The 22,923-nt window shown below is 64.8% G+C and carries 23 protein-coding genes; 5 read left to right on the top strand and 18 right to left on the bottom strand.

Features of this window, described 5'->3' with window-relative positions:
- Positions 1-37: 37 nt before the first annotated feature.
- Positions 38-244 carry a 50S ribosomal protein L35 gene (rpmI, locus tag ACQE2J_RS07985; RefSeq protein WP_135539289.1) on the bottom strand — a complete coding sequence of 69 codons (207 nt, stop codon included), beginning with the start codon at positions 242-244 and terminating at the stop codon, positions 38-40.
- Positions 245-343: 99 nt separating this feature from the next.
- A complete protein-coding gene (gene infC / locus ACQE2J_RS07980) occupies positions 344-994 on the bottom strand; it encodes a translation initiation factor IF-3 (protein ID WP_425118762.1) in 651 nt (216 codons plus the stop codon).
- Between the two features lie 283 nt (positions 995-1,277).
- On the opposite strand from infC, the gene ACQE2J_RS07975 reads away from it, so the two are divergent.
- Positions 1,278-1,649, top strand: a complete 372-nt coding sequence (locus tag ACQE2J_RS07975) for a DUF1844 domain-containing protein (RefSeq protein WP_426937399.1) — start codon at positions 1,278-1,280, stop codon at positions 1,647-1,649.
- 67 nt (positions 1,650-1,716) lie between these two features.
- On the opposite strand, the gene ACQE2J_RS07970 is transcribed toward ACQE2J_RS07975, so the two are convergent.
- A complete protein-coding gene (locus ACQE2J_RS07970) occupies positions 1,717-2,409 on the bottom strand; it encodes a TetR/AcrR family transcriptional regulator (RefSeq protein WP_135539293.1) in 693 nt (230 codons plus the stop codon).
- Positions 2,410-2,546: 137 nt separating this feature from the next.
- On the opposite strand from ACQE2J_RS07970, the gene ACQE2J_RS07965 reads away from it, so the two are divergent.
- Positions 2,547-3,488 carry an NAD(P)H-binding protein gene (locus ACQE2J_RS07965; protein ID WP_135539295.1) on the top strand — a complete coding sequence of 314 codons (942 nt, stop codon included), beginning with the start codon at positions 2,547-2,549 and terminating at the stop codon, positions 3,486-3,488.
- Between the two features lie 17 nt (positions 3,489-3,505).
- Here the strand turns inward: ACQE2J_RS07965 and ACQE2J_RS07960 are convergent, their stop codons facing one another.
- The 9 genes from ACQE2J_RS07960 to ACQE2J_RS07920 all read right to left on the bottom strand — a co-directional run bounded on the left by ACQE2J_RS07960 (position 3,506) and on the right by ACQE2J_RS07920 (position 11,779).
- Positions 3,506-5,143, bottom strand: coding sequence for an AbgT family transporter (locus ACQE2J_RS07960; protein WP_425118763.1), 1,638 nt, complete (start codon positions 5,141-5,143; stop codon positions 3,506-3,508).
- A 40-nt stretch (positions 5,144-5,183) separates the two neighbouring features.
- Positions 5,184-6,530 carry a M20 family metallopeptidase gene (locus tag ACQE2J_RS07955; protein ID WP_425118764.1) on the bottom strand — a complete coding sequence of 449 codons (1,347 nt, stop codon included), beginning with the start codon at positions 6,528-6,530 and terminating at the stop codon, positions 5,184-5,186.
- 139 nt (positions 6,531-6,669) lie between these two features.
- A complete protein-coding gene (locus ACQE2J_RS07950; protein ID WP_425118765.1) occupies positions 6,670-7,452 on the bottom strand; it encodes an SseB family protein in 783 nt (260 codons plus the stop codon).
- Positions 7,453-7,456: 4 nt separating this feature from the next.
- Positions 7,457-8,194, bottom strand: coding sequence for a bifunctional 1-(5-phosphoribosyl)-5-((5-phosphoribosylamino)methylideneamino)imidazole-4-carboxamide isomerase/phosphoribosylanthranilate isomerase PriA (priA, locus tag ACQE2J_RS07945; RefSeq protein ID WP_135539303.1), 738 nt, complete (start codon positions 8,192-8,194; stop codon positions 7,457-7,459).
- Between the two features lie 77 nt (positions 8,195-8,271).
- On the bottom strand, positions 8,272-8,880 hold the full coding sequence (gene hisH / locus ACQE2J_RS07940; RefSeq protein WP_426937398.1) for an imidazole glycerol phosphate synthase subunit HisH: 609 nt from the start codon (positions 8,878-8,880) through the stop codon (positions 8,272-8,274).
- Entirely contained in the window at positions 8,877-9,479 is a 603-nt protein-coding gene (locus ACQE2J_RS07935) for a hypothetical protein (protein ID WP_425118767.1), read from the bottom strand. The genes hisH and ACQE2J_RS07935 overlap by 4 nt, the downstream gene beginning before the upstream one ends.
- Entirely contained in the window at positions 9,476-10,072 is a 597-nt protein-coding gene (gene hisB / locus ACQE2J_RS07930) for an imidazoleglycerol-phosphate dehydratase HisB (RefSeq protein ID WP_135539308.1), read from the bottom strand. The genes ACQE2J_RS07935 and hisB overlap by 4 nt, the downstream gene beginning before the upstream one ends.
- A complete protein-coding gene (locus ACQE2J_RS07925; protein WP_425118768.1) occupies positions 10,069-11,286 on the bottom strand; it encodes a histidinol-phosphate transaminase in 1,218 nt (405 codons plus the stop codon). The genes hisB and ACQE2J_RS07925 overlap by 4 nt, the downstream gene beginning before the upstream one ends.
- A 154-nt stretch (positions 11,287-11,440) precedes the next feature.
- A complete protein-coding gene (locus ACQE2J_RS07920; protein ID WP_135539312.1) occupies positions 11,441-11,779 on the bottom strand; it encodes a LysM peptidoglycan-binding domain-containing protein in 339 nt (112 codons plus the stop codon).
- 234 nt (positions 11,780-12,013) lie between these two features.
- On the opposite strand from ACQE2J_RS07920, the gene lexA reads away from it, so the two are divergent.
- Positions 12,014-12,769 (top strand): transcriptional repressor LexA, encoded by a 756-nt coding sequence (gene lexA / locus ACQE2J_RS07915; RefSeq protein ID WP_135539314.1) that lies wholly within the window; start codon positions 12,014-12,016, stop codon positions 12,767-12,769.
- A gap of 117 nt (positions 12,770-12,886) precedes the next feature.
- On the opposite strand, the gene ACQE2J_RS07910 is transcribed toward lexA, so the two are convergent.
- Together ACQE2J_RS07910 and hflX are read right to left on the bottom strand one after the other, a co-directional pair.
- Positions 12,887-14,857: an ATP-dependent DNA helicase gene (locus ACQE2J_RS07910; RefSeq protein WP_135539316.1), complete on the bottom strand. Its 1,971-nt coding sequence runs from the start codon at positions 14,855-14,857 to the stop codon at positions 12,887-12,889.
- Complete coding sequence (gene hflX, locus ACQE2J_RS07905) at positions 14,854-16,326, bottom strand: GTPase HflX (RefSeq protein WP_135539318.1); 1,473 nt, start codon at positions 16,324-16,326, stop codon at positions 14,854-14,856. The genes ACQE2J_RS07910 and hflX overlap by 4 nt, the downstream gene beginning before the upstream one ends.
- Before the next feature lie 129 nt (positions 16,327-16,455).
- Here hflX and ACQE2J_RS07900 point away from each other — a divergent pair, with 129 nt between their 5' ends.
- Complete coding sequence (locus ACQE2J_RS07900) at positions 16,456-17,070, top strand: class I SAM-dependent methyltransferase (RefSeq protein ID WP_135539320.1); 615 nt, start codon at positions 16,456-16,458, stop codon at positions 17,068-17,070.
- A 96-nt stretch (positions 17,071-17,166) separates the two neighbouring features.
- Here ACQE2J_RS07900 and dapF read toward each other — a convergent pair whose 3' ends face one another.
- The 4 genes from dapF to ACQE2J_RS07880 form a co-directional block, all read right to left on the bottom strand.
- Entirely contained in the window at positions 17,167-18,156 is a 990-nt protein-coding gene (dapF, locus tag ACQE2J_RS07895) for a diaminopimelate epimerase (protein ID WP_135539322.1), read from the bottom strand.
- 46 nt (positions 18,157-18,202) lie between these two features.
- Positions 18,203-18,784 carry a PadR family transcriptional regulator gene (locus tag ACQE2J_RS07890; RefSeq protein ID WP_135539324.1) on the bottom strand — a complete coding sequence of 194 codons (582 nt, stop codon included), beginning with the start codon at positions 18,782-18,784 and terminating at the stop codon, positions 18,203-18,205.
- Between the two features lie 73 nt (positions 18,785-18,857).
- Positions 18,858-20,261: a vanillate/3-O-methylgallate O-demethylase gene (ligM, locus tag ACQE2J_RS07885; protein ID WP_135539326.1), complete on the bottom strand. Its 1,404-nt coding sequence runs from the start codon at positions 20,259-20,261 to the stop codon at positions 18,858-18,860.
- 89 nt (positions 20,262-20,350) lie between these two features.
- A complete protein-coding gene (locus tag ACQE2J_RS07880) occupies positions 20,351-21,217 on the bottom strand; it encodes a methylenetetrahydrofolate reductase (protein ID WP_240689731.1) in 867 nt (288 codons plus the stop codon).
- A 255-nt stretch (positions 21,218-21,472) separates the two neighbouring features.
- Here ACQE2J_RS07880 and ACQE2J_RS07875 point away from each other — a divergent pair, with 255 nt between their 5' ends.
- Positions 21,473-22,831: an MFS transporter gene (locus ACQE2J_RS07875; RefSeq protein ID WP_135539328.1), complete on the top strand. Its 1,359-nt coding sequence runs from the start codon at positions 21,473-21,475 to the stop codon at positions 22,829-22,831.
- The last annotated feature ends 92 nt before the right edge of the window (positions 22,832-22,923 follow it).

Genomic DNA, 22,923 nt, shown 5'->3' with positions numbered 1-22,923 from the left:
CGGAGACTCGTCCGAGAAAGAAGACCCGAAAGGGGTCTCACCTGCCCTTGAGCTTGCCCAGAAGCTTGCGGGCCATGGCGCGGTCTCCACCGGTGATGACCTGGTCGGTGGACACCCGGCGCTTGCGGCCCGAGGACTTGCCCTCGAACTTGTGCTGGTTGTTCACGCCTTCACGCATGATCTTGCCAGTGCCAGTCACGCGCATGCGCTTCTTGGCGCTGCTGTTCGTCTTCTGCTTCGGCATAGTGCCGTTCTCCTTTGCAATTCGTTGTCGGCGGTGGCCGCCGGCAACTACTTCACACGCACAGACCAGGGGGCCTGGAACGCGACGTTACCTGTTTGCTCACGCCTCGGGTTGAGCTGAGTTCTTCTCTGCAGCAACCCGATCGCGACGGGACTTCACCTCAGCGGACTTGCCCTTGGCACCTGCCGATGCCTTGCGAGCCTCCGCCTTGGCGTCAGACTTTGATTTGTGCGGGGCGATCACCATCACCATGTTGCGTCCGTCGACTCGCGGGGAGGATTCGACGGTGCCGAGGTCCGACACATCTTCGGCCAAGCGGTTGAGCAGCTTGATGCCCATTTCCGGGCGGGACTGCTCACGTCCGCGGAACATGATCATGACCTTGACCTTGTCGCCGCCTTCGAGGAAGCGGGTGACGTGGCCCTTCTTCGTCTCGTAATCGTGTTCGTCGATCTTGAGACGGAAGCGGATCTCCTTCAGCGCAGTGTTCGCCTGGTTCTTCCGGGCTTCCCTGGCCTTCTGAGCAGATTCGTACTTGAATTTTCCGTAGTCCATGAGCTTGGCTACGGGTGGCTTCGCCTGCGGGGCTACCTCGACGAGATCGAGATCCGCCTCACGGGCGAGATCGAGTGCCTTGCGAATGGCAACGATACCGACCTGTTCACCATTGGGTCCGACCAACCGGACCTCGGGAACCCGAATCCGGTCATTGATGCGCGTCTCGCTGATGTGTTCACTCCTTTTGCTCAAATGTGGTCGTGGCAACGAAAAAGGCTCCCGTTGACACATGCCAAGGGAGCCTGCACACACGAGCAGTACGGTCAACCGTACGTCTTCGGTGAATACACCTCGATCTGCAACCCATGCGGACAGTCGTCCGCGGGAGAGATCTTTGGACCCGATCGCTCTTCGCGATCAAGGTGGGAGTCAGACTCCGCTTCGCACCAGCTACCAGTGTACTACGCTTCATGACTCTTCGCACATCGAGACCCTGGTGTGATCGCCGCGTTGATTTATATGTCAAGCTTATGGCATGAGTTCTGAAGAATCCGTTCCCGCCGAGGCGGTCGCCGAAGTCACCCGCGATATCGCCGAGGTTCCCGCCGTCGAGGTCATCACCTCCAGCGCCGTCCATCTCATGTCCGCCGCCGCCATCAAGTGCGGCCTCGCCGAAGACGGACCGGACGGCCCCGGGTCCGACCTCAAGGACCTCGATGAGGCCCGTAAGCTCATCACGGCGCTGGCCGGCTTCATCACCGGCGCCGCCACGGTGATCGGCGATCACCACGCCCGCCCGCTGCGCGATGGACTGCGCAGTCTGCAGCTGGCCTTCCGTGAGGCCTCGGAGATTCCCGACGCCCCCGGCGAAGGCCCCGGAGAGAAGTTCACCGGCCCCGTCCGCTGACCCCACTCCCCCGCCAATAGCTGATCCAGCGGCCCTCGATCATCGATCGGGGGCCGCTGTCGCATCCTCACTCGCCGAGGCGGCCGACCACCGCGGACATGAGGTTGTCTTCGACGTCATCGAATCCCGGCCCGAACTGACCGAACCGCAAGGCATTGATGAGCCCGACGATGCCGACCCAGATCGTGACGGTCTCCAGAATGACGGAATCGTCGTAGCCGAGCCCGAGCTCTTCGAACCCTTGTCGCAGCGGCTTGAGCGTCGCGCTCGGTTTCCGCACTTCGACACCCGAGGTGCCCTGCACCTGTCCGGCCCGGCTGGCAACCTCGAAATCATTGCGGGATTCCGCCACCAGGGATGCCAGGGCGACCATGATTCGTGTTCCCGGCACCACGGTCTCTTCCCGTGGGGCCTCATAGTCGGCGATCGGAGTGCCGTAGATGAGCGCCCAGCGGTTCGGATACCTCCGCGCCCAGGCGAGCATCGACAGCGCCAGAGTCTCCACGTTCCGCTGCTCTGCCAGAGCCTCATCGACGGTGTCGGCGATCTGGGTGAAAGCGTCACGGATGAGGATCGTCAGCAGCTCATCGCGGCTCTTCACATAGCGGTAGACCGCGCTCGAGACGACACCGAGCTCGCGGGCGATCGCCCTCAGAGACAGGCCGTCGACCCCGTCTTCGTCGATCATCCGGTTGCCGATGCGTGTGATCTGCGCTTCGGTCTCGACGCGAGCGCGCTGGCGTGGGGTCGTCTCAGTCATGGATCCACTCTACGATCCGAGAACAGAGATAACAATTGTGAGCACTGCTCTTGAATTGAACCGCCTTGAGGTCTACGCTGATTTTTCGAGATCACCGCTCTCTCAATTTGATTCGAGGTCATCGGAAAGGACCCGTCATGAAGCAAGCACTCGTCATCGGCAACGGCCAGATCGGTTCGGAGATCGCCGCCCAACTCATCGGCTCAGGGGTCACCGTGCGCATCGCCACGCGCTCGGGTGGCCGTGCACAGCAGGCCGTGACCGTTGGGGCACCGGCACCCAGTCCCGCTCCCGCGCATATCAGGGCCGACGCCACGGACCGTTCGCAGCTGGCTCAGGCTGCGGAGGGCGTCGATGTGATCTTCGCCTGCGCTCATGCCCCCTATGACAGCCGGAAATGGGAACAGGTCCTCCCGCGGCTGGATCAGGCGGTCCTCGACACCGCCGCCGAACTGAGCATCCCCGTCGTCTTCCCCGAATCGGTATACGCCTTCACCGGCCTCACCCGACCGATCACCGAGACCTCACCCTTCGCTCCTGTCGAAGACAAAGGCCGAATCCGGCAGCGGCTCCTCGAGGCTCGCTCCGCTCATTCTGCGACGTCTGCCAGTGTCATCGCCGGGGATCTGCTCGGCAGAACCGCAGAGAAGTGGTCATCGGTCGTGCGGATGTGCATCACCGAGCCGATCTCCAAGGGGCGCCGCGCCCTGGTCCCGGCACGGACAGATGTCCCTCATGGAATCACCGTCATCGCCGATCACGCGGCCGCAATGATCCAGGCGGCAGAGGATCTGACGACCGTCCCCGCGGGGACGCATCAGCTGCGCATCGCACCGGCCTCGAATCCGACTCTCACTGAGATCGCTGATTTCACCGCGGACGTTCTGGGGCAGAAGCACAAGCGTCCGGTCCCGGTGCCGCGCTGGGTGACCAGGGCCGTCGGTGCGTTCGAACGCTCCTTCTATGAGCTCAACCAGCTGGCCCCCATCTGGTACGAACCCTGCGTCATCGAACCGGGCACCTTGGCCGACGCGGTCCCGATCACCGATTGGCGCGACGGCGTGCGGCAGATGCTGTGAGCACTACCCGGTGCGCCCTAGTTGAGGAAGATCCCATTGCCCGGTCCCAGCGGCAGGTCGAAGAAGTACCAGATGGCCAACAGCGCAGCCCACGCGAGCCAGAACGGGATGACGAATGGGAACATTCGCGAGATCACGGTGCCCAGCCCCGCGCTCGGCTCGTAGCGGCGGACGAGGCCGAGGAGGACGATCATGTACGGGTTGAGCGGGGTGATGACCTGAGTGGCTGAATCTCCGACGCGGAAGCCGGCCTGGATGAACGCGGGTTCGTATCCGAGCAGGGTGAACAGGGGCACGAACACCGCGGCCATGAGAGTCCACATGGATGAGCCGGAGATGATGAACAGGTTGAGCACGCTGGCCAGGAGCATGAAGCCGATGACCGCGGCAAACCCTGTCAGCCCGATCGCCTCGAGCCCCGAGGCACCGGCCACAGCGATCCACGAACCGATGCCCGTCCAATTGAACAGAGCGATGAACTGGCCGAGGATGAACGCAAGGATGAGGAATGACATCATGTCGATAATCGACTGACTCATCATCCTCACCAGATCGTTCATCGACCGCACGGTGCGCACGGCGAATCCGTAGACGACTCCCATGAGCATGAAGTAGGCGAAGACGATGAACACGATCGATGACAGCAGCGGTGACTCCGGCAGGAATCCGCCGTCCTCGTTGCGCCACGGCGAGTTCGGGATGAGCACGGAGAACAGGATCAGCGCGGTCAGCAGCAGCGCTGCGAGAACAGCCCAGATCAGACCCCGCTTCTCCTGCGGTTCGAGTTCGGCCCTGATCTCGGACTCTTCGTCCTCGGCTTCGCCACCGCCTGCGCTCCCGGATTCGCCGTACGGGTTGTCCGCTCGATACTCTTTCGCCAGCCCCTGAGCTCCTGCATTCGCGTATTCGCGGGGGACGCCTCGGCGGATCATGTTCGGTTCGATGAGACGGTCGATGATGAATCCGGCGACGATGGCCAGCACGATCGACGACGCGATGTTGAAGTAGTAGTTCGACACGGGGTTGACGGCCGTGAAGTCGGTGTTCGGCAGGGTGTCCATCACCGAGGTGGTGATGCCGGCGAACAGCGCATCGAGGCTCGTCGGCACGATCGACGTCGAATATCCGGCACCGGTGGCGGCGAATCCGCCGATGAGCCCGGCCATCGGGTGGCGACCGGCGGCTTTGAACACGAGCGCGGCCAAGGGCGGGATGATGATGAACGCAGAGTCGGACATGATCGACCCGGTGACTCCGACGAACCCGACGGCGTAGGGCAGCAGCCAGCGTGGACTCCTGCCGAAGGCGATGCGCACGGCCGCGGCGAGCATTCCCGACTTCTCAGCGACACCGACGGCCAAGAGGATCGGCAGCACGGTGGCCAGCGGCGGGAATCCGAGGTAGTTCTCCCCCATCGTCGTCGTCAGCCACGACAGTCCCTCACCGGTGAACAGTCCTTTGATCGCGATGGTCTCGTCATCGCCGGGGATGGTGACCGAGACCCCGGCCATCGCCATCGCCGTCGAGACCAGCCCGGTGATGATGAACAGACCGAGGAAGAGGGTGAAGGGCTCCGGCAGCTTGTTGCCGACGTTCTCGACCCAGTCCAGCAGTCGCTGCCCGATGCCGACCTTGCCCTGTGTCGTCGTTGACATGGATGCTCTCTTTCTTGCGGTGGTCAGAGTCCTCAGGCGATCAGGCGAAGTAGTTCTCGACGTCGATGGCTCCCCCGTCTCGAGCGAACTCTTCGGCGACTTCGGCGGCCAGGGCATCGTCGACGAGGAAGTCCAGGGCCGTACACGCCAGTCCATAGGCCGCGTCGCTCGCTGCTGACTCTGCGGCCGGGGTCTTCGCGGCTTCGGCGAATTCACGGGTGTGCAGGGCCACCTCGGCGTCGGCGGTCTTGATGAGCGGGTGAATGCCGGGGATCCGGTAGGAGACGTTGCCGAAGTCTGTGGATGCGGCGATCGACTCGTCGAGGACACCGCGGGGAAGCGGAGACCGCCCGCGGGCCTGTTCGTGCTCTGCCCAACGTCGGGTCAGCGCCGAGTTCGCGCGCACGGGCAGCGACGGCGGGTGTTCGTCCCAGGCGACGTCGACTCCGGTGCCGGTCATCAGTGCAGCACCCTGCGCGGCGTCTTCGACCCGGTCCGAGAGCTCCTTGAGCGTTTCTGGGAACTTCGACCGGACGTAGCACTGGACCGTGGCGGCCTCGGTGATGATCGACGGTCGGGTGCCGCCGTCGGTGATCACGGCGTGCAGGCGCGAGATCGGGGGCATCTGCTGCCGCAGCAGGCCGAGTCCCTGGTAGAAGAGGTTCGCCGCGTCGAGGGCGTTGCGGCCCATGAACGGCTGCGCCGAGGCGTGGGCTGCGATGCCGGAGTAGGTGACGGTGAGCAGTCGCCGTCCCAACCACACCTGGTCGGCGCAGTCGTAACCGTAGCCGTGGACCATGATCGCCGCATCGAGACCGTCGAAGGCACCGGCCCGGGCCATGACCTCCTTGCCCGAGTGCCCCTCTTCTGCCGGGGTGCCCAGCAGCACGACGGTGCCCGGCACAGCCTCGGGATCCTTCTCATACAGTGCGTGGAGTGCGAGGAAGGCGCCGACTCCCGCGGTGGCGATGATGTTGTGTCCGCAGGCGTGTCCGATCTCGGGCAGGGCGTCGTATTCGGCGAGGATCGCAATGGTCCGACCCTGCCCGGAACCGGTCGTGGCCCGCAGCGTCGTCTCGACCCCGTACAGTCCCGTCTCGACGTCGATGCCGTGCTTGTCCAGTACCGAGGCGATTGCGGCGACGGATTCGAATTCGACGAAGGCGGTCTCGGCCAGCGTATGGATCGTGTGGAGCAGGTCCTTCAGCTCGCTCTGTGCGGCCTCGAGGCCTGCGGCGATTCCGGTGCGGCTCGTCTCCGGGGCACCGGCGAAGTCCGAGTCCCAGTCGGCGGCCGCTTCGGCCCGAATCCGGGTCTGGTGGGCCATCTGGTCGAGGTAGCTCTCGTCCGGTGCGGTCGGGTGATTGAGATCACGGATTCCACTCATGGCTGTAAGCATAGGTGTCTTGCCGTTGTGGCACACCCGATTCCGTCATTTCCGATCCCGTCATGTCCGAATCCGCCGAGGCGGCACCGCATGATCCGGTGTCCGTCGGGGTCTCGTCGATGCCGGGGTTCGGTGAGTCTCAGGCTTCGATGATGCGGATGGCGAGGGAGTCGATCTTCGCGACGAGCTCCTCATCGGCGGCGACGGTCTCCTGGAACCGGCGCACCTCTTCCTGCGGCACCTCGGATTCGACGCCGAGGGTGATGCCGAGCTCCGGTCCTGCGAAGTGGACGGAGTTGCTGCCGGGGCTGACGCCCAGCCGAGCCAGCCACGGAAACGACTCGGCGATGGCACGCAGACGCCGGGCCACCTCGGCGTCGGCCCAGGACGGGGTCCAGGGCTGGGACTGGACGAAGGCGAACATGGACGGCCGGCGCAGCAGGAACGAGGGCTCGGCTCCCGGGTCGAGGACGACGAGCTGGGATTCGGCCTCGATCGCACCGAGCACGAGCCGTTCGGATTCGATCGGCACGGGACGCGCATCCGGGTGCCAGGCGGTCAGCGGCGGAATGCCGGAGAAGCCGGGCGTGCACTCGCGTCCGTCCTCGGCCTGAAGACGGACCATCGCCATCTCCGAAGAGTTGTCGGCCATGAGCCCGTTCTCTCCGACCTCCTGGTCGACGACCATCGGCACGATCGGGGCGTAGAGCCGGGCCCCGGACAGTGCCGTGACGACCTGCTGGTGTGCGGCGGGTTCCAGGGGCGTTTGTGCGACCTGGTTCAACGCTTCCAGCAGTGCGGTGTCGGCCAGTCCGGAGTCCCCGGAGAACGGGTTGGGTTTGAGCTCCCGCCCGGCCCAGGCCTGTCCGGCCGAGTCCGTGGGCTGATGGGAGTCCTCTGGACCGTGCGAGTGTGTGCTCACCGGCTCACCGTCCTGCGACGTCGAGGGCCTCTTCCAGAGTGAACTTGCCGGCGTAGAGTGCCTTTCCCACGATCGCCGAGTCGACGCCGAAGGGCACGAGCTCACGCAGGGCACGCAGATCGTCGAGGCTGGAGACACCGCCGGAGGCGACGATCGGGGTCTCGGTCTTCTCGGCCAGGGACTTGAGCAGTTCGACGTTGGGGCCCTGCAGGGTGCCGTCCTTGCGGACATCGGTGACGACGTAGCGAGAGCAGCCGGCCGCTTCGAGGGTCTCCAGAACTTCGTAGAGGTCTCCGCCGTCCTGCGTCCAGCCGCGGGCGGCCAGCGTCGTGCCGCGGACGTCGAGTCCGATGGCGACCTGGTCGCCGAAGCGGGAGATCATCTCAGCCGTCCACTCCGGGTTCTCCAGTGCCGCGGTGCCGATGTTCACGCGTTCGGCGCCGGTGTCGAGTGCGCGCTCGAGGCTTTCGGTGTCGCGGATTCCGCCGGAGAGTTCGACCTTGATCCCCACGGCCTTGACGACCTGGTTGAGCAGGTCCGAGTTCGAACCGCGGCCGAAGGCGGCATCGAGGTCGACGAGGTGGATCCACTCGGCTCCCCTGCTCTCGAAGTCCTGAGCCGCGTCGATGGGTGAACCGTAGTCGGTTTCGGTGCCGGCTTCACCCTGGACGAGCCGGACGGCTTTGCCGTCGGCGACGTCGACTGCGGGAAGGAGGACGAGCTTGTTCGGGGTCTCTGTCATTGTGACCTTTCTGCGAAGGGTGCCAGGGGTTTCGGGCAATGCTAGTCGGTGCGCTCGGTCAGGAACTGAGCGGGGCTCTACGAGAACGTGCCGATCCAGTTGCGCAGCAGCTGCGCTCCCGCTTCGGCGGATTTCTCCGGATGGAATTGGGCCGCCCAGGTGGTGTCGTCTTCGACGGCGGCGATGAAGTCGCTGCCGTGTCGGGCCGTGGTCACCTTGGTGTCGGGAGGCGGCTGGGTCGCGGCATAGGAGTGGACGAAGTAGAAGCGCTCCTCGCGGATGCCGGCGAACATCTGCGAGTCCTCCGGCGCGGAGACCTGCGACCAGCCCATGTGAGGAACGACCGGGGCCTTGAGGCCGGTGACGGCTCCCGGCCACAGGCCGATGCCGTCGGTCTGCACGCCGTGTTCCTCGCCTCGGGCGAAGAACACCTGCAGGCCCACGCAGATGCCCAGCAGCGGACGGCCCTGTGCATGGCGGGTCCGGATGAGTTCGCCTCCCCCGACGTTCTGCAGTCCCGTCATGACGGCGGAGAAGGCACCGACGCCGGGGACGAGGAGACCATCGGAGTCGTTGATGACGTCGTGGTCGGCCGTCAGTGTCACCTCGGCGCCGGCGGCAGCGGCCGCGCGCACAGCGGAGCGGACGTTTCCGGCGCCGTAGTCGAGGACCGCGACCGTCGTCATCGCTTTGCGCCCTTGCTCAGCACCGACCAGATCCGCCACAGGGAGAATCCGAGGACGATGGCACCGAAGACGGCGACGACCCAGGCGACGGTGTTGCCGCCGAGGCCCAATGCGACGCCGAAGGCAGCGACGAGACCGGCGAGGACCGCGGCGACGATCCACAGCAGCGCGGTGCGGGCCACCGCGGCACGTCCCGGCGTCATGGTGGCGGCGCTGGCCTGCAGCTTCGTCATCGAACTCGTCGGGATATTGCCGTCGACGTCTTCGGCGGCGACGGTTTCGAGCAGGAGACCTTCGAGCACATCGGGCAGGTTCTTCAGAGCCAGCCCGGCGGGAACATCGGATTCGCGGTTGCCGTGACGGTAATGTCCGGCATCGATCTGCTCTTCACTGCGGACGAGGAGGAGGACCTCATGTTTGCCCGCGAGCTTCGAGATCGCGGCAGCCGCCTCGTTGCCGGCCTGCACATCGGTGTCGGCGAGGACGATTCCGGTGAACTCCCCGATCGGAACGATGGTGCCGTGGATGTTCGACAGCACGCAGGCTGCGGCCAGCTGCTGGGCGACCCCGAAGGGGGTCACGAGAACGGTCGTGCTCACAGGACTCCCTTGGTGCTGGGAACGGAATTGCTGCGGGGGTCTTCTTCCACGGCTTCGCGCAGGGCACGGGCGAAGGCCTTGAACTGGGCTTCGACGATGTGGTGCGGATCGCGACCGCGCACGAGGTCGAGGTGGACGGTCAGTCCGCCGTGGAAGGCGATGGATTCGAGCGAGTGGGAGGTCATCGAACCGGTGAAGTGACCGCCGATGAGGTGGTACTGCTGACCGTCGGGTTCGCCTGCGTGGACGAAGTAGGGGCGACCGGAGACGTCGACGACACACTGGGCCAGGGCTTCGTCGAGTGGAACCGCGGCGAAGCCGTAGCGACGGATGCCGATCTTGTCGCCGAGGGCTTCACGCAGAGTCTGGCCGAGCACGATCGACGTGTCTTCGACGGTGTGGTGGACATCGATATGGGTGTCGCCGGTGGCAGTCACGTCGAGGTCGATCATCGAGTGCTTCGCCAGGGCGGTGAGCATATGGTCGAAGAACGGCACGCTGGTCGAGATGTTCGAGGTGCCGGTGCCGTCGAGGTCGACGGACACGGACACCGTGGACTCGGAGGTGGTGCGTGAGTTCTGGGCCTGCCTCATGGTGTGCCTTTCGTCGGGGCGGAGGATGACGGAGCTGAGCCGGAGGGAGCCGCGCTGGGAGCCGTTGAGCTGGGCGGAGACGTCGGTCGTTCGGCGAGGATGTCCGGGGACTCGGCGAGGATCTCATCGATGGCGCGAAGGAACGCGTCGGTCTCATCCTCGGTGCCGGCGTTGACGCGGGCGTGGCCGGCGATGCCGATGTCGCGGATGAGCACGCCGCGGTCGAGCAGCTCCTGCCACAGTCGTGCCGGTGAGGAGATGTTGCCGAAGAGCACGAAGTTCGAATCGCTGTCGTGGACGGTGAAGCCGACTTCAGCGAGATGCTCCGACATGCGGTTGCGGGAGTCGATGAGCCGGTCGACGTTGCCGAGCAGCACGTCGGCGTGTTCGAGGGCGGTGCAGGCAAGGACCTGTGTGACCTCGGACAGGTGGTAGGGCAGACGGACAAGGCGGAGGGTGTCGATGAGTTCGGGGGCGGCGATGGCATAGCCCAAGCGCAGCCCGGCACAGGCGAAGGCCTTGCTCATGGTGCGGGACACGACGAGGCGCGGACGGCCGTCGAGCAGGGTCATCGCCGAGGATGCGGCCGGGCGGGAGAATTCCGCGTAGGCCTCATCGACGATGACGATGCCCGAACAGTTCTCGTAGGCGGCGTCGATGACGTCGAGGCCGATCGAGGTGCCTGTCGGGTTGTTCGGGGTGCAGAGGAAGACGATATCGGGGTCGACCCGTGCGACCTCGGCGGCGACGGTCTCAGCGTCGAGGGTGAAGTCGTCCCTGCGGTCGACGTGCCTCCATTCGGCTCCGGTCCCGGTCGTGATGAGCGGATGCATGGAGTAGGACGGGGTGAAGCCGAGGACGGTGCGGCCCGGGCCGCCGAAGGCCTGGACGATGTGGCTGAGGACTTCGTTCGAACCGTTGGCTGCCCAGATCATGCCGGGTTCGAGTGCGACTGTGTCTCCTGCGCGTTCGTTGACACCGTTGAGATAGGTGACGAGGTGTTCGCGCAGCGCAGTGAATTCCCGGTCCGGGTAGCGGTTGAGCCCGGAGAAGTGATTGTTGACGGCGGCACGCATGCTGTCGACGACGACGTCCGGGAGCGGATAGGCGTTCTCATTGACGTTGAGCTGGACCGGCACGTCGAGGTGCGGAGCCCCGTAGGGCTTGAGCCCGACGAGGTCGGCACGCACTGGCAAAGATTCGATGTTTCCCACGCGATCAGTCTACCGAGAGACTCCCACCGCTCCGGCGGCGGGTCGAGCCTCGAGATCCGACATCGGAGCTCCGGCCCGATGCGGCCGAAAGCAGCTCCCCGGCGACCTCGCACGTTGCCACGCTGCGCGGCTGCCGGTCTCACCCGGCCGGCCCTCAGCGGACGGGGACGTCGAGGGTCTGGCCAGGGTGGACGGTCGGAGTCGTCAGATGGTTGATGTCGACGATATCGGCCACGACATCGCGGGTATCGCGATCAAGTCCGAGGCTCGAGGCCACGGTCCACAGCGACTCGCCTTCACCGACGACGACCGCGTCGGCTTCGATGCCGATGCTCTCGGATTCCGGTTCGGCGACCGCTGCGGCCGAGAACGACTGGGTGGCGAGGAGGAGCGCTCCGCCGATGACGACGAGAGCAATGAGCAGGGTCCGGAGAAGGCGAACCGCCTGGCGTCCACGAGTGGTCAGGCGCAGCCCGGTGTTCTGTGCAGACATCGCATTACCTCTTTCATTCGTACGATTCCACCAGCAATCGGTAGAACGTCTGTTCTATTCAACATGCCAATCGAACAAATGTCCAGTCCAACTCGAACATCTATGCGACAATGAGAGGGAACCAGCGTTGTTGATTGATCTGTCAGAACCATCTCAGCCGGCACTGACACGAGTATCTTCGAAGCGGAGATCACGGCGTCCAGCGGCAGGGAATAGAACGAAGGGAAACGAGCAATGGTTCAGAACAAACGAGGCAGAGGCCGGCCTCGCAACGAAGATGTTGCCAGTGAGATCGCTGCCGCTCGCAGCGATGACGACGAGATTCAGATCCCTGAGGGTTCGACCGGCGAAGACGACTTCCGCCTCACCCCACGTCAGCGTCTCGTGCTCGAAACCATCGAACGCGCTGTCGTGACCAACGGCTACCCGCCGAGCATGCGCGAGATCGGCAAGGCCGCCGGACTCGCTTCGCTCTCGAGCGTGGCCCACCAGCTCTCCCAGCTCGAACGTCTCGGTTATGTCCGCCGCGATCCGAAGCGCCCGCGCGCCATCGAGGTCGTCAATCCGTTCGAAGAGGAAGAGGCGGAGCGGGCGAAGTTCGAAGAGCTTGCCAACAACACCGTGCAGGTGCCGGTCGTCGGACGGATCGCCGCCGGTGGCCCGATCCTCGCCGAACAGGAAGTCGATGACATCTTCTCGCTGCCGACGCAGGTCGTCGGCTCCGGTGAGATGTTCCTGCTCAAGGTCGTCGGCGATTCGATGATCGAAGCCGCCATCTGCCACGACGACTGGGTGGTCGTGCGCAAGCAGCACACCGCGGACAACGGCCAGATCGTTGCGGCGCTGCTCGACGGCGAGGCGACCGTGAAGACGCTCAAGCGCAAGGCGGGTGAGCAGTGGCTGATGCCGCAGAACGAGAACTATGAGCCGATCGACGGCACCTACGCCCAGATCATGGGGCTCGTCGTCGCTGTCATCCGCCGCCTCTGAGCACACTGCCGGCGGCCCCGGCACTCAACGCTCGAACACAGAACGCCTGCGACCGGATCGGTCGCAGGCGTTCTGCCATTCAGGCGGAGCGATCGGTCGTCGAGGCGCAGTGCCTAGTCATTCCGTTTCGGACTCGGCGAGGCGGGCCAGGCTCGTGCGCACGAGCTGAGCGTTCGTCGTCGGCCACATCCGCGGCATCGAGTTGACGAGGAAGCCGGAGTACCGGGCCGAACGCAGCCGCGAATCGAGCACGGCCACCACTCCCCTGTCCTTGGTCGAGCGGATGAGCCGACCCGCTCCCTGTGCCAGACGCAGCGCGGCATGTGTGGCGGAGACGGCCATGAAGCCGTTGACACCCCGCTGATCGGCATCCCGCGCGCGGGCCTGCATGAGCGGGTCGTCGGGGCGCGGGAACGGCAGCCGGTCGATGATGACCAGCCGGTTCGTCCGGCCCGGCACGTCGACTCCCTGCCAGAGTGACATGGTGCCGAACAGGCAGGTCTGGTCATCGGCGGTGAATTGGGAGACGAGTGCGGGCAGGCCGTCATCTCCTTGGAGCAGGATCGGAAAATCGAATTTCTCCCGCAGGTGTTCGGCTGCGGCATTGGCCGCCGCCCGAGAGGAGAACAGTCCCAGTGCCCCGCCGTTCGAGGCTCTGACGAGCTCTTCGAGTTCGGTGAGCGCTTCGTCGCTCAGGCCGCTGCGTCCGGGTTTGGGCAGGTGGGAGGCGACGTAGAGGATGCCCTGTCTGCCGTAGTCGAAGGGCGAGCCGACGTCGAGGCTGTCCCATTTCGGGGCGTCGGGGCCGAAGAGTCCCAAGGATGCGGCGACCGCGTCGAAGTTCCCGCCCAAGGACAGAGTCGCCGAGGTGGCCACGACGGTGGACTCTTCGAAGATGCCCGAGCGCATGGTCCCGGCCACACTCAGGGGTGCGACGACGAGGTTCGTCGTCTCCTTCTCCCGGAATGTCGACCGCGAGAGCCAGATGACGTCGTTCTTGCCCGGATCGCAGAAGCGTTCGGCGAGTTCGAAGATCTCCTGACACCGGGCCTTGGCCATCTGCCGGCCGGCATCGGCGTCTTCGGTCTTGCCTCCGATGTCGTTGATGATCTGTCGGGCGGAGTCGCGGATCTGCGTCAATGCCAGCCCGAGGGCTTCGCTCATATGGAGGATGAGTCCTTCGGGCACCGAGGACTGTGCGCGTTCGAGTGCCGCCGCAGCGGAGTCGAGAAGGGAGACGACCCCGTCCTGGACGGTGGTGTGTTTGCGCACCGAACTCGTCGCGGCCGAGAGCATGCTCGTGTTGATCTGCCCGGACAGGGCGTTGGTCACCCGGTCCTTGAGCTCGTGGGCCTCGTCGATGATGATGACATCGTGTTCGGGCAGCACGTTCGATTCGCCGAAGGCGTCGATGGCCAGCAGCGCATGGTTGGTCACGACGATGTCCGCCTCGGCGGCCTTGTTCCGGGCGATCTCAGCGAAGCATTCGGTGAACAGGGGGCAGTTCGATCCGAGGCAGTCGAAGGCGTTGACGGACACCTGCGACCAGGCGCGGTCGCTGACACCGGGCATGAGGTCATCACGGTCACCGGTGTCTGTGGTCTTCTCCCAGGTGCGGATCCTCTGGATCTCCTCGCCCAGGCCGGAGCGTTCGGCCGGTTTGCGTCCCGCCTCGGCGTCAGCACCGAGGTCGAAGAGCATTCCTTCGCCTTCGTCGGGGTACCCGCCGGAGAGCTTGTGCTTGCATACATAGTTCCGTCGGCCCTTGAGCAGAGCGGCCCTCGGCAGCGGGTCGAGGTCCTTCTTCACGGCTTTGAACAGACGCGGCAGGTCACGGTGGATGATCTGCGTCTGCAGCGCCAGGGTCGCTGTCGATACGACGACCTTCCCGCCGGTGCGATTGACGTATTCGGCCGCCGGCACGAGGTAGGCCAGGGACTTGCCCGTGCCGGTGCCGGCCTGCACGAGCAGGTGGATGCCTTTGTCGACCGCCGAGGCGACCGCTTGAGCCATATCCTGCTGACCCTGCCTGGGCGATCCGCCGATGGCCCCAACGGCGGATTCGAGGAGGTCGTCGACAGCCTTCACTCGTCGATGACCAGGTCCGGACGCTGGAACTCACGCAGCTCGTCGACGATTTCGGCCGGCACCTTCACCTGCAGGCTCGTGCCTTCGGACCCGTGGGATTCGTGTTCGACGGTGCCCAGGGCGTAGATCTTCGACACGAGGTCGCCGCGTTCATAGGGGACGAGCAGCGTCATGTCGATGTCCGGGGCGGGAAGCCGACTCTCGATGGCCTCGACGAGGGCGTCGATGCCTTCCCTCGTCACGGCCGAGACGAACTGCGCCTTCGGATATTCCGCGCGCAGACCGGTGATCACGGCCTCCTCGGCGAGATCGGACTTGTTGAACACGAGGAGTTCGGGGATGTCCCCGGTCTCGACGTCTTTGAGGACTTCGCGCACGGCGTGGATCTGCCCGTGCGGGTCCGGGTGGGAGGCGTCGACGACGTGGAGGAGCAGATCCGAACCGGCGGCCTCCTCGAGCGTCGAGCGGAAGGCTTCGACGAGCTGGTGGGGCAGGTTGCGGACGAAACCGACGGTGTCGGTGTAGGTGAAGACGATGCCGTCGGCGGTCTTCGCCTGTCGGACGGTCGGGTCGAGGGTGGCGAACAGCGCGTTCTGCACCATCACCTCGGCATCGGTGAGCCGGTTGAGCAGGGAGGACTTGCCCGCGTTCGTGTATCCGACGATCGCGGCCGAGGGCACATGGTGGCGGGCGCGGTTCTTCCGCTTCGTCTCCCGTGACGGGGCCATTGCGGCGATCTCACGGCGCAGTTTGGACATGCGGGTGCGGATGCGGCGGCGGTCGAGTTCGATCTTCGTCTCACCGGGTCCGCGGGAGCCGATTCCGGCACCGCCGGCGACACGACCGCCGGCCTGCCGGGACAGCGACTCGCCCCAACCGCGCAGGCGCGGCAGGAGGTATTCGAGTTGGGCGAGTTCGACCTGGGCCTTGCCTTCACGGGATTTCGCATGCTGGGCGAAGATGTCGAGGATGAGGGCGACACGGTCGACGACCTTGACCTTGATGACGTCCTCGAGGCCGCGACGCTGGCTGGGGGCGAGCTCGGAGTCGATGATCACGGTGTCGGCGCCGACGGAGGCGACGATCTCGGCGAGTTCGTTCGCCTTGCCTTTGCCGAGGTAGGTGCCGGGGTCCGGTTTGTCACGGCGTTGGATGAGCGCGTCGAGGACGTCCGAACCGGCGGTTTCGGCCAGCGCCGCGAGCTCACGGATCGAGTTCTCGGCTTCGGCCTGAGTGGTGTTCCAGATGCCGGCGAGCACGACGCGTTCGAGTCGGACCTGGCGGTATTCGACCTCGGTGATGTCTTCGAGTTCGGTGGAGAGTCCGGCCACACGGGTGAGTGCGGCACGCTCGGCGAGGTCGAACTGGTCGTCCTCGCGGGTGGTGTCGTGATCGTCCAGGGCCTGGGCGCCTCGGGAGAGCACACGGTCGAGCATCGCGTTGCGACGCTCCTTGTCTTCAGACGTCATTCATTCCTTTGTTCTCTGCCGCCCGCACGGTACTGATCGTGTGGGCGTGGTCCTGCTGCGCACCGACGGTGGCGCATCGCACCGACGATGGTGTCCATCAATTCTCCCACAGCCGTCTAGACTGAAGTGGTGTCAGAGCACTATTTCACCGAATCTCCGAGCAGTGAGGCCAAGACCCGCGAACTGCGCCTCGAATTGGCCGGCCGCGAGGTCACCGTCGAAACCGTATCAGGCACGTTCTCACCGACTCGCCTCGATCTCGGCACCGCCGTGCTGCTGCGGCATCTGCCCGAACCGCCGACCGGTGATGTCCTCGACCTCGGCTGCGGGTGGGGGCCGATCGCCCTGCACACCGCATTGGAGGCCAAGGACGCCGAGGTGGCCCTGCGAGTGTGGGCACTCGACGTGAACTCCCGGTCCCTGGAGACGACAGCGGCGAACGCGCGCCGGCTCGGACTCGATTCGATTGCTCCCGTCACCGCCGAGCAGATCCCCGCGGACCTCCAGTTCTCCGCCATCCGGTCCAATCCCCCGATCCGCATCGGCAAGGCCGCCCTCCACGAACTGCTTGAGACCTGGCTGCCGCGACTGGCGCCGGGCGGTCGGGCCGATCTCGTCGTGTCGAAGAACCTCGGGGCCGATTCCCTGCAGAAATGGATCGCGCAGATGCTCGGGGACGGGTTCACGATCGAACGCACGGGTTCGTCGAAGGGCTTTCGCGTCCTCACCGTCCACCGCGGCTGAGTCTTCGGTTCGACACGTCATTCCGCGCCGAGGCTGAGGTCTTCCCTCGCCGAGGTCGGGCTCGGCTGCGCGTACGAAGTGCGGTCCGCTCGCGCCTCAGCTGATGGTGCCGCTGGCGACGAGGGTCGCGGGGCCCGCGAGGCTGACACGTCCGCTCGTGCCCTCGGGGTTCGGGTCGATCTCGATGCGCAGCTGTCCGCCGGGCACGTCGACGCGCCACTGCAGCGGCGAGGTCTCCCCCGCCCAGTGGTGGGCGGCGATCGCTGCGGCGCATGCGCCGGTGCCGCAGGAGCGGGTCTCGCCGACTCCGCGTTCGAACACCCGCATGCGCAGTGCGCCCTCTCCTCCGGCAACGTCGGAGCGAGCGGGCTCCATGACGATGTATTCGACGTTCGAACCGTCCGCGGGCACCGGGTCGAGGACCGGGGCGTCACGCAGATCGGCGGCAGAGAGTTCGGAGTGTTCGGCCAGCGCGACGACCGTATGCGGATTGCCGGTGGACACGCGCAGTCCGGGTCGAGCGACTTCGACGCCGCCGGTGGTCACGAGCACCGAGCTCGACGGGTCGAGTGACCAGTCGCCCATGTCGATCGTGTACCAGGCGTCGCTGGCCGAGCCGGGTCCCGACGCTCCCGTGCCGACGACGTCGTCGCCGGTCTGGACGCCGAGTGCCGGGTTGAGGGTGGTGCGCACGGTTTTGATTCCGTCGCGGGTGCCGACGAGGATGTCGCGGGTATCGGCCGGAACGCGACCGCTGGTCACGAGCACGTGGGCGAAGACACGCACACCGTTGCCGCACATCTCGGACAGGCTGCCGTCGTTGTTGTAGTAGTCCATGAACCATTCGGCGCCGGCTGCGGCCTGCTCGGCTGCGCCGGGGATGCCGCTGGCGGCGGACCGGACGATGCGGATGATGCCGTCGGCGCCGAGCCCGGCTCGCCGGTCGGCCAGTGTGGCCACGGTTTCCGGATGCATCTCGAGTTCGCTGTCATCGTCGGACAGCAGGACGAAGTCATTCTGCGTGCCGTGTCCCTTGAGGAAGGAGACATCGGTCCAGGCGGCGAACGGGGTATCCGGAGTGCTCATGGCACCATCCTATCGGTGGACCTCGGCGGCTCGATACAGTCTCCGATCAGGGACCGAATCTCTTCGCCAGCTCGAGGCCCCTCTGCGCCCACGCGATCTCGGTTCGTGCCTTCTCGGCCAGTCCTTCATAGGCGAATCGCTTGAACGCGATCGTCTTCTCGCGGTCTTCGGGGCGGGTCACTTCCAGTCGCCGCTGGAGCATAGGTGTGGTCAGTGTGTCGATCTTGTCGATCTCGTCTTCCCAACACTTCAGTTCAGAAGTCCAATGGGCGATGTGATCGTTGAGGAAGGCTGTTCGGGTCTCATGATCGGCTGATTCCAGATACGCGGCTTTGAGATGCGCAGCGTCACGCGTGCGCTGATACTTCAGCGGAGTGCGCATCCATTCGGCGAAGTTGTCCTCACCGGCATCCGTGACGTGATACACCCGCCGGGTGGCCACGCTCCCCCGGGTCTGCTCTTCGGGCTCGACGAGTCCTTCCTTGGCCATCTTCCTCAGCTCGGGATAGATCTGCGAGTCCGGAGCGTGCCAGACGTATCCGACGGACTGCGAGAACTGCTTCTGCAGCTCGTAGCCGGACATGGGTGCTATCCGCAGGAGCACGAGGAGGGCACTGCGTAGGCTCATAGGTCTGAATCTCCCTGTAGTCGAACGCATTGAGGGCCCGAACCGAAGTCCGGGCCCTCTCAGGATAGCGGTGTCAGTTCGTGTAGCCGGTCCGCCAACCGCCCTTATACGTCTGACGTGCGACCGTCGAATACGGGACCGGGCTGACAACAGCACGAACCTCGGTCTGCTCGTGCGGCTCGACCGATGCCTTCGAGGTGCCTCCGTTCGGCTCGCCCCACACGACCTTGAGCTCCGCGCCTTCGGGAACTTCTGGATCGATCACGGCCAGTGACAGTCCGCGACGTTCGTTGGCCGAGTATCCGGTGAACATCGAGAAGCCGACTGTGTTGCCCTCGGCGTCGATGACCGAGTCGTAGTTCGCCGAACCGTAGTTCGCCAGCGGCAGATCGAAGTACTTGTAGTTCGGACCGTCGACATTGAGCGGCGAGGACAGCACCTGGCCGAGGTCGTCGGCGTCCCAGGCGAGGGTGACCTTCCGACGCTGCTTCGCCGGATCCATCTTCTCCAGGGCGCTGCGGCCGATGAAGTCGTGGTCGAACTTGACGAAGGAGCCATAGCCGAGCTCCCACGGGGTCAGGTAGTAGTCTTCGATGTTCTCCGAGACGAACGATCCGGCCAGCGTTCCTGTCGCTTCGTAGCTGTCGACACCGAGCCATTCGCGGAAACCGCGCTCTTCCTCGCCGGTGTAGATCGCCGGCAGCGGCGAAGGGATCCAGCCGGATTCGAGGGTGTTCGACGGGTAGGCGCGAGCCCCGACCGGCAGGAGGCCGAACTCGGCTCCCGCCTCGACGATGGCATCGCGGATCAGGTGGTGGTCTTCGTAGGGGCCCCAGACCTCGAGGCCCGGAGCGCCGGCCATTCCGTGCCGCAGCGTGCGGACCTGCTTGCCGGCGATCGACATCGTCGACATGTTGAAGAAGCCGAGCTTCTCGAGCGGGCCGCCGTTGAGCTTCTCAATGATGCTCCACGCGTTCGGACCCTGAATCTGGAATCGGCAGTACTGCCGTGAGACCGCGTCGCCATACGGGCGCGAGGGCGAACGACGATCGATCTCGATGTCGAGGTTCGAGTAGCCGCCGGTCTCGCCGTGGTAGAGCAGCCAGTTCGACGCCGGGGCGCGTCCGACGTAGACGTACTCGTCTTCGGCCTCGTGGAAGAGGATGCCGTCGCCGATGACATGGCCCGAGGCCGTCGTCGGAACGTACTGCTTGGCCTTGTTCACCGCGAACTTCGCCGTTGAGTTGATGGCGGTGTCGGAGATGAGCTTGATGGCGTCGGAGCCGCGCAGGAACACGTTGTCCATGTGATGTGATTGGTCGTAGAGGACTGCGGTCTCCCGCCATGCCCGCTGTTCCTTGATCCAGTTGCTGAAGTCAGCGGGGACGACCGGATAGATGTATGACCCGATCTGGGAATTGCGGAGCAGGTCGACCGGGTTCGTGGTCTCGAGGAGCTGCTGGAGATTGTCGGTCATGGGATGTGAACCTCTCTGTTCTGATTCTTGCTGATGGTCGCGTTCTTGCTGGTGGTCGCTGACAGCACTTCTCGTTCGGCGTGGGCCCCCTAGAGTCCGGGCGAGAAGTCGCTGACCCATTGGGCCGTGTTGAGCAGGCCGCCGAAGGTGTAGAAGTGCACCTTGATGTTGCTCCTGTGCGGGCCGTCGTTCCTGCTCGGGTCGTCGATTTCGCCTGCCAGCTCGGTGAGGAACCTGTCGGGGCCTGCCGTGCCGAGAAGATTGGTGAGGGAGAATCCGTACTTCTTGACGATCGAGGCGCTTGTCCCGACCCCGAATCGGCCCGCATATCCGAGCAGCCGCTTGATTCCGGCTGGGCCGGGCGTTCCGATGCGGATGAGGGAGTCGATTCCGTGCTCCCGGGTCTCCCGGATCCACGTACAGACCCGGTCGGCATCGAAGGCGAACTGGGTGAGGACCACACGGTCCAGCCCTTGGGCTTTCAGGGACTGGGTCTTTGCCTCCATATGAGACCACAGGTCGTTCGTTGCGATATCGGGGTGACCTTCCGGGTATCCGGCGATGCCGACCTCGGTCACGCCGTAGTTCGGCAGAATTCCGGTATCGATGACCGACAGCGAATCGGCGTAGGGTCCTTCCGGTTCCTTCGGGTCTCCGGCGACGACGAATACGCGCTCCGAAGCCCCCACCTGCTGAAGTTCGCCGAGGAAGTCTTCAAGCTCAGCTGGCGATTTCAGTCTGCGCGCGGAGATGTGCGGAACCGGAACGAAGCCCAGCTCGCGGACCACCTTCGCAGCGTTGACTCGCATCGCGAGCTCCTCGTTGCCGAGGAAGGTGACGTTGACGCGAGTGCCTGGTGGTATGGCAGGAGCCGCTTCACGCAGCTTCTCGACGTCCTTGCCCGTCATTTCGAGTGAGTAGTCGTCAACGAGCTGAGTTCCGGTTGCTGTGACCACGAGGCCGCCTTTCACGAACACTTCAATGGGTTCCGTGAGTCACTATACGCATAGGTATTTGCCTCAGTCCATAGGTACTTTGCGCATCGCCTCCCCGGAGTGAGCCCTGGCCGCGAACCATTGCCCTGCGGCTCGGGCGATGCTAGCGTGACTGGCATCTCATTTTCACTATCATCATAGGGACTCTGTATAGGGAAGTCGCATCGGGGCGACGTTCCTGCTCTTCACCAGACCTCACAATGACGGAGACTTCTCGTGGATCTACGCACTCGCATCGACAACTCGCCGATGTCCTTCTACCAATGGCTGATCGTCGCGATCTGCACACTTCTCAACGCCTTGGACGGCTATGACGTCCTGGCCATCTCCTTCTCCTCCAATCAGGTGACCGAAGAATTCGGACTTACCGGGACTGCTCTCGGACTCGTCATGAGCGCGGCGCTCTTCGGCATGGCCGTCGGAGCCCTGGTGCTCGGCCCGGTGGCAGACCGAATCGGGCGCAGGAACATGATCGTGATCGCCATCATCATCAATGCGATCGGTCTCTTCATGTCCGCAACCGCAACCTCGGCGAATCAGCTCGGTCTGTGGCGGATCGTCACCGGCTTGGGCATCGGAGGCATTCTGGTTGCCACCAACGTCATCTCAGCCGAATACTCCTCACGCAAGCGTCGCGGCCTGGTCATCAGCATCTATGCAGCGGGGTACGGAATCGGTGCGGCGATCGGCGGATCCGTGATGGTCGCGCTCATCGCGAGCTCCGGCTGGCGATCGGTGTTCGTCCTCGGCGGTGCGCTGGCCGTCTTCTCACTCCTGCTGGTCATCTTCTTGGTACCGGAGTCCCCGTCGTTCCTCTACAACAGGAAGCCGCACAATTCGCAGGCCAAGCTCGAAGTCATCGCCCGCAGGCTCGGTTTCGACGAGCCCGTCGATATCGATGCCAGGCCGGCCGCATCTGCTGGAGGAGCGGACTCCGGGACGGGAATCATGGCTCTGTTCAATCGCCAGAACCGCCGCGTCACCTTCGTCGTCTGGACGACGTTCTTCATCATCATGTTCGGGTTCTACTTCGTGAATTCGTGGACTCCACGGCTCATGCACGAAACCGGTCTGACAGACACCCTGTCGATGATCGTCACCGTCGGTCTCACCTTGGGCGGGGCCATCGGTTCTGTGGTCTTCGGCCTCTTCACCTCACGCTGGTCCACGCGAACCGTACTCATGACGTTCTCGGTGGTGGCTGCCGTGCTCATGGCGATCTTCATTTTCATGGCGCAGTGGATCGCAGTCGTCGTGGTCTTCGGTGTGCTTGTCGGCATGTCGATCAACGGCTGCATCGCCGGACTCTACGTGCTGACGCCGCAATCGTACCCGTCGACGCTGCGGTCGACGGGCGCAGGATGGGGCATCGGAATCGGGCGATTCGGCGCCATCATCGCTCCGACGGCCACCGGTGCCCTGCTCGACGGAGGATGGAGTCCGCAGCTGATCTATGTGTTCGTCGGAGCGGTGCTGCTCCTGGCATCGCTTGTGCTCATGGGGATGCGCGGCATCGACGTCGAAGCGAACAAGCGACCGCAGACCGAGAACCGGGCACATGCGGGAGCGGAGTGACGAGCCGAGCAGAGGCCGGAGCGAAGTGGCGAGCCGAGCACATGCCGGAGCGAAGTGGCGAGCCGGACAGAGGCCGGAGCGAAGTGGCGTAC

The organism is Brevibacterium sp. LE-L (assembly GCF_050214925.1).
In the GTDB taxonomy this organism is placed as follows: domain Bacteria; phylum Actinomycetota; class Actinomycetes; order Actinomycetales; family Brevibacteriaceae; genus Brevibacterium.
This window is presented reverse-complemented; position numbering and strand designations above follow the sequence as displayed.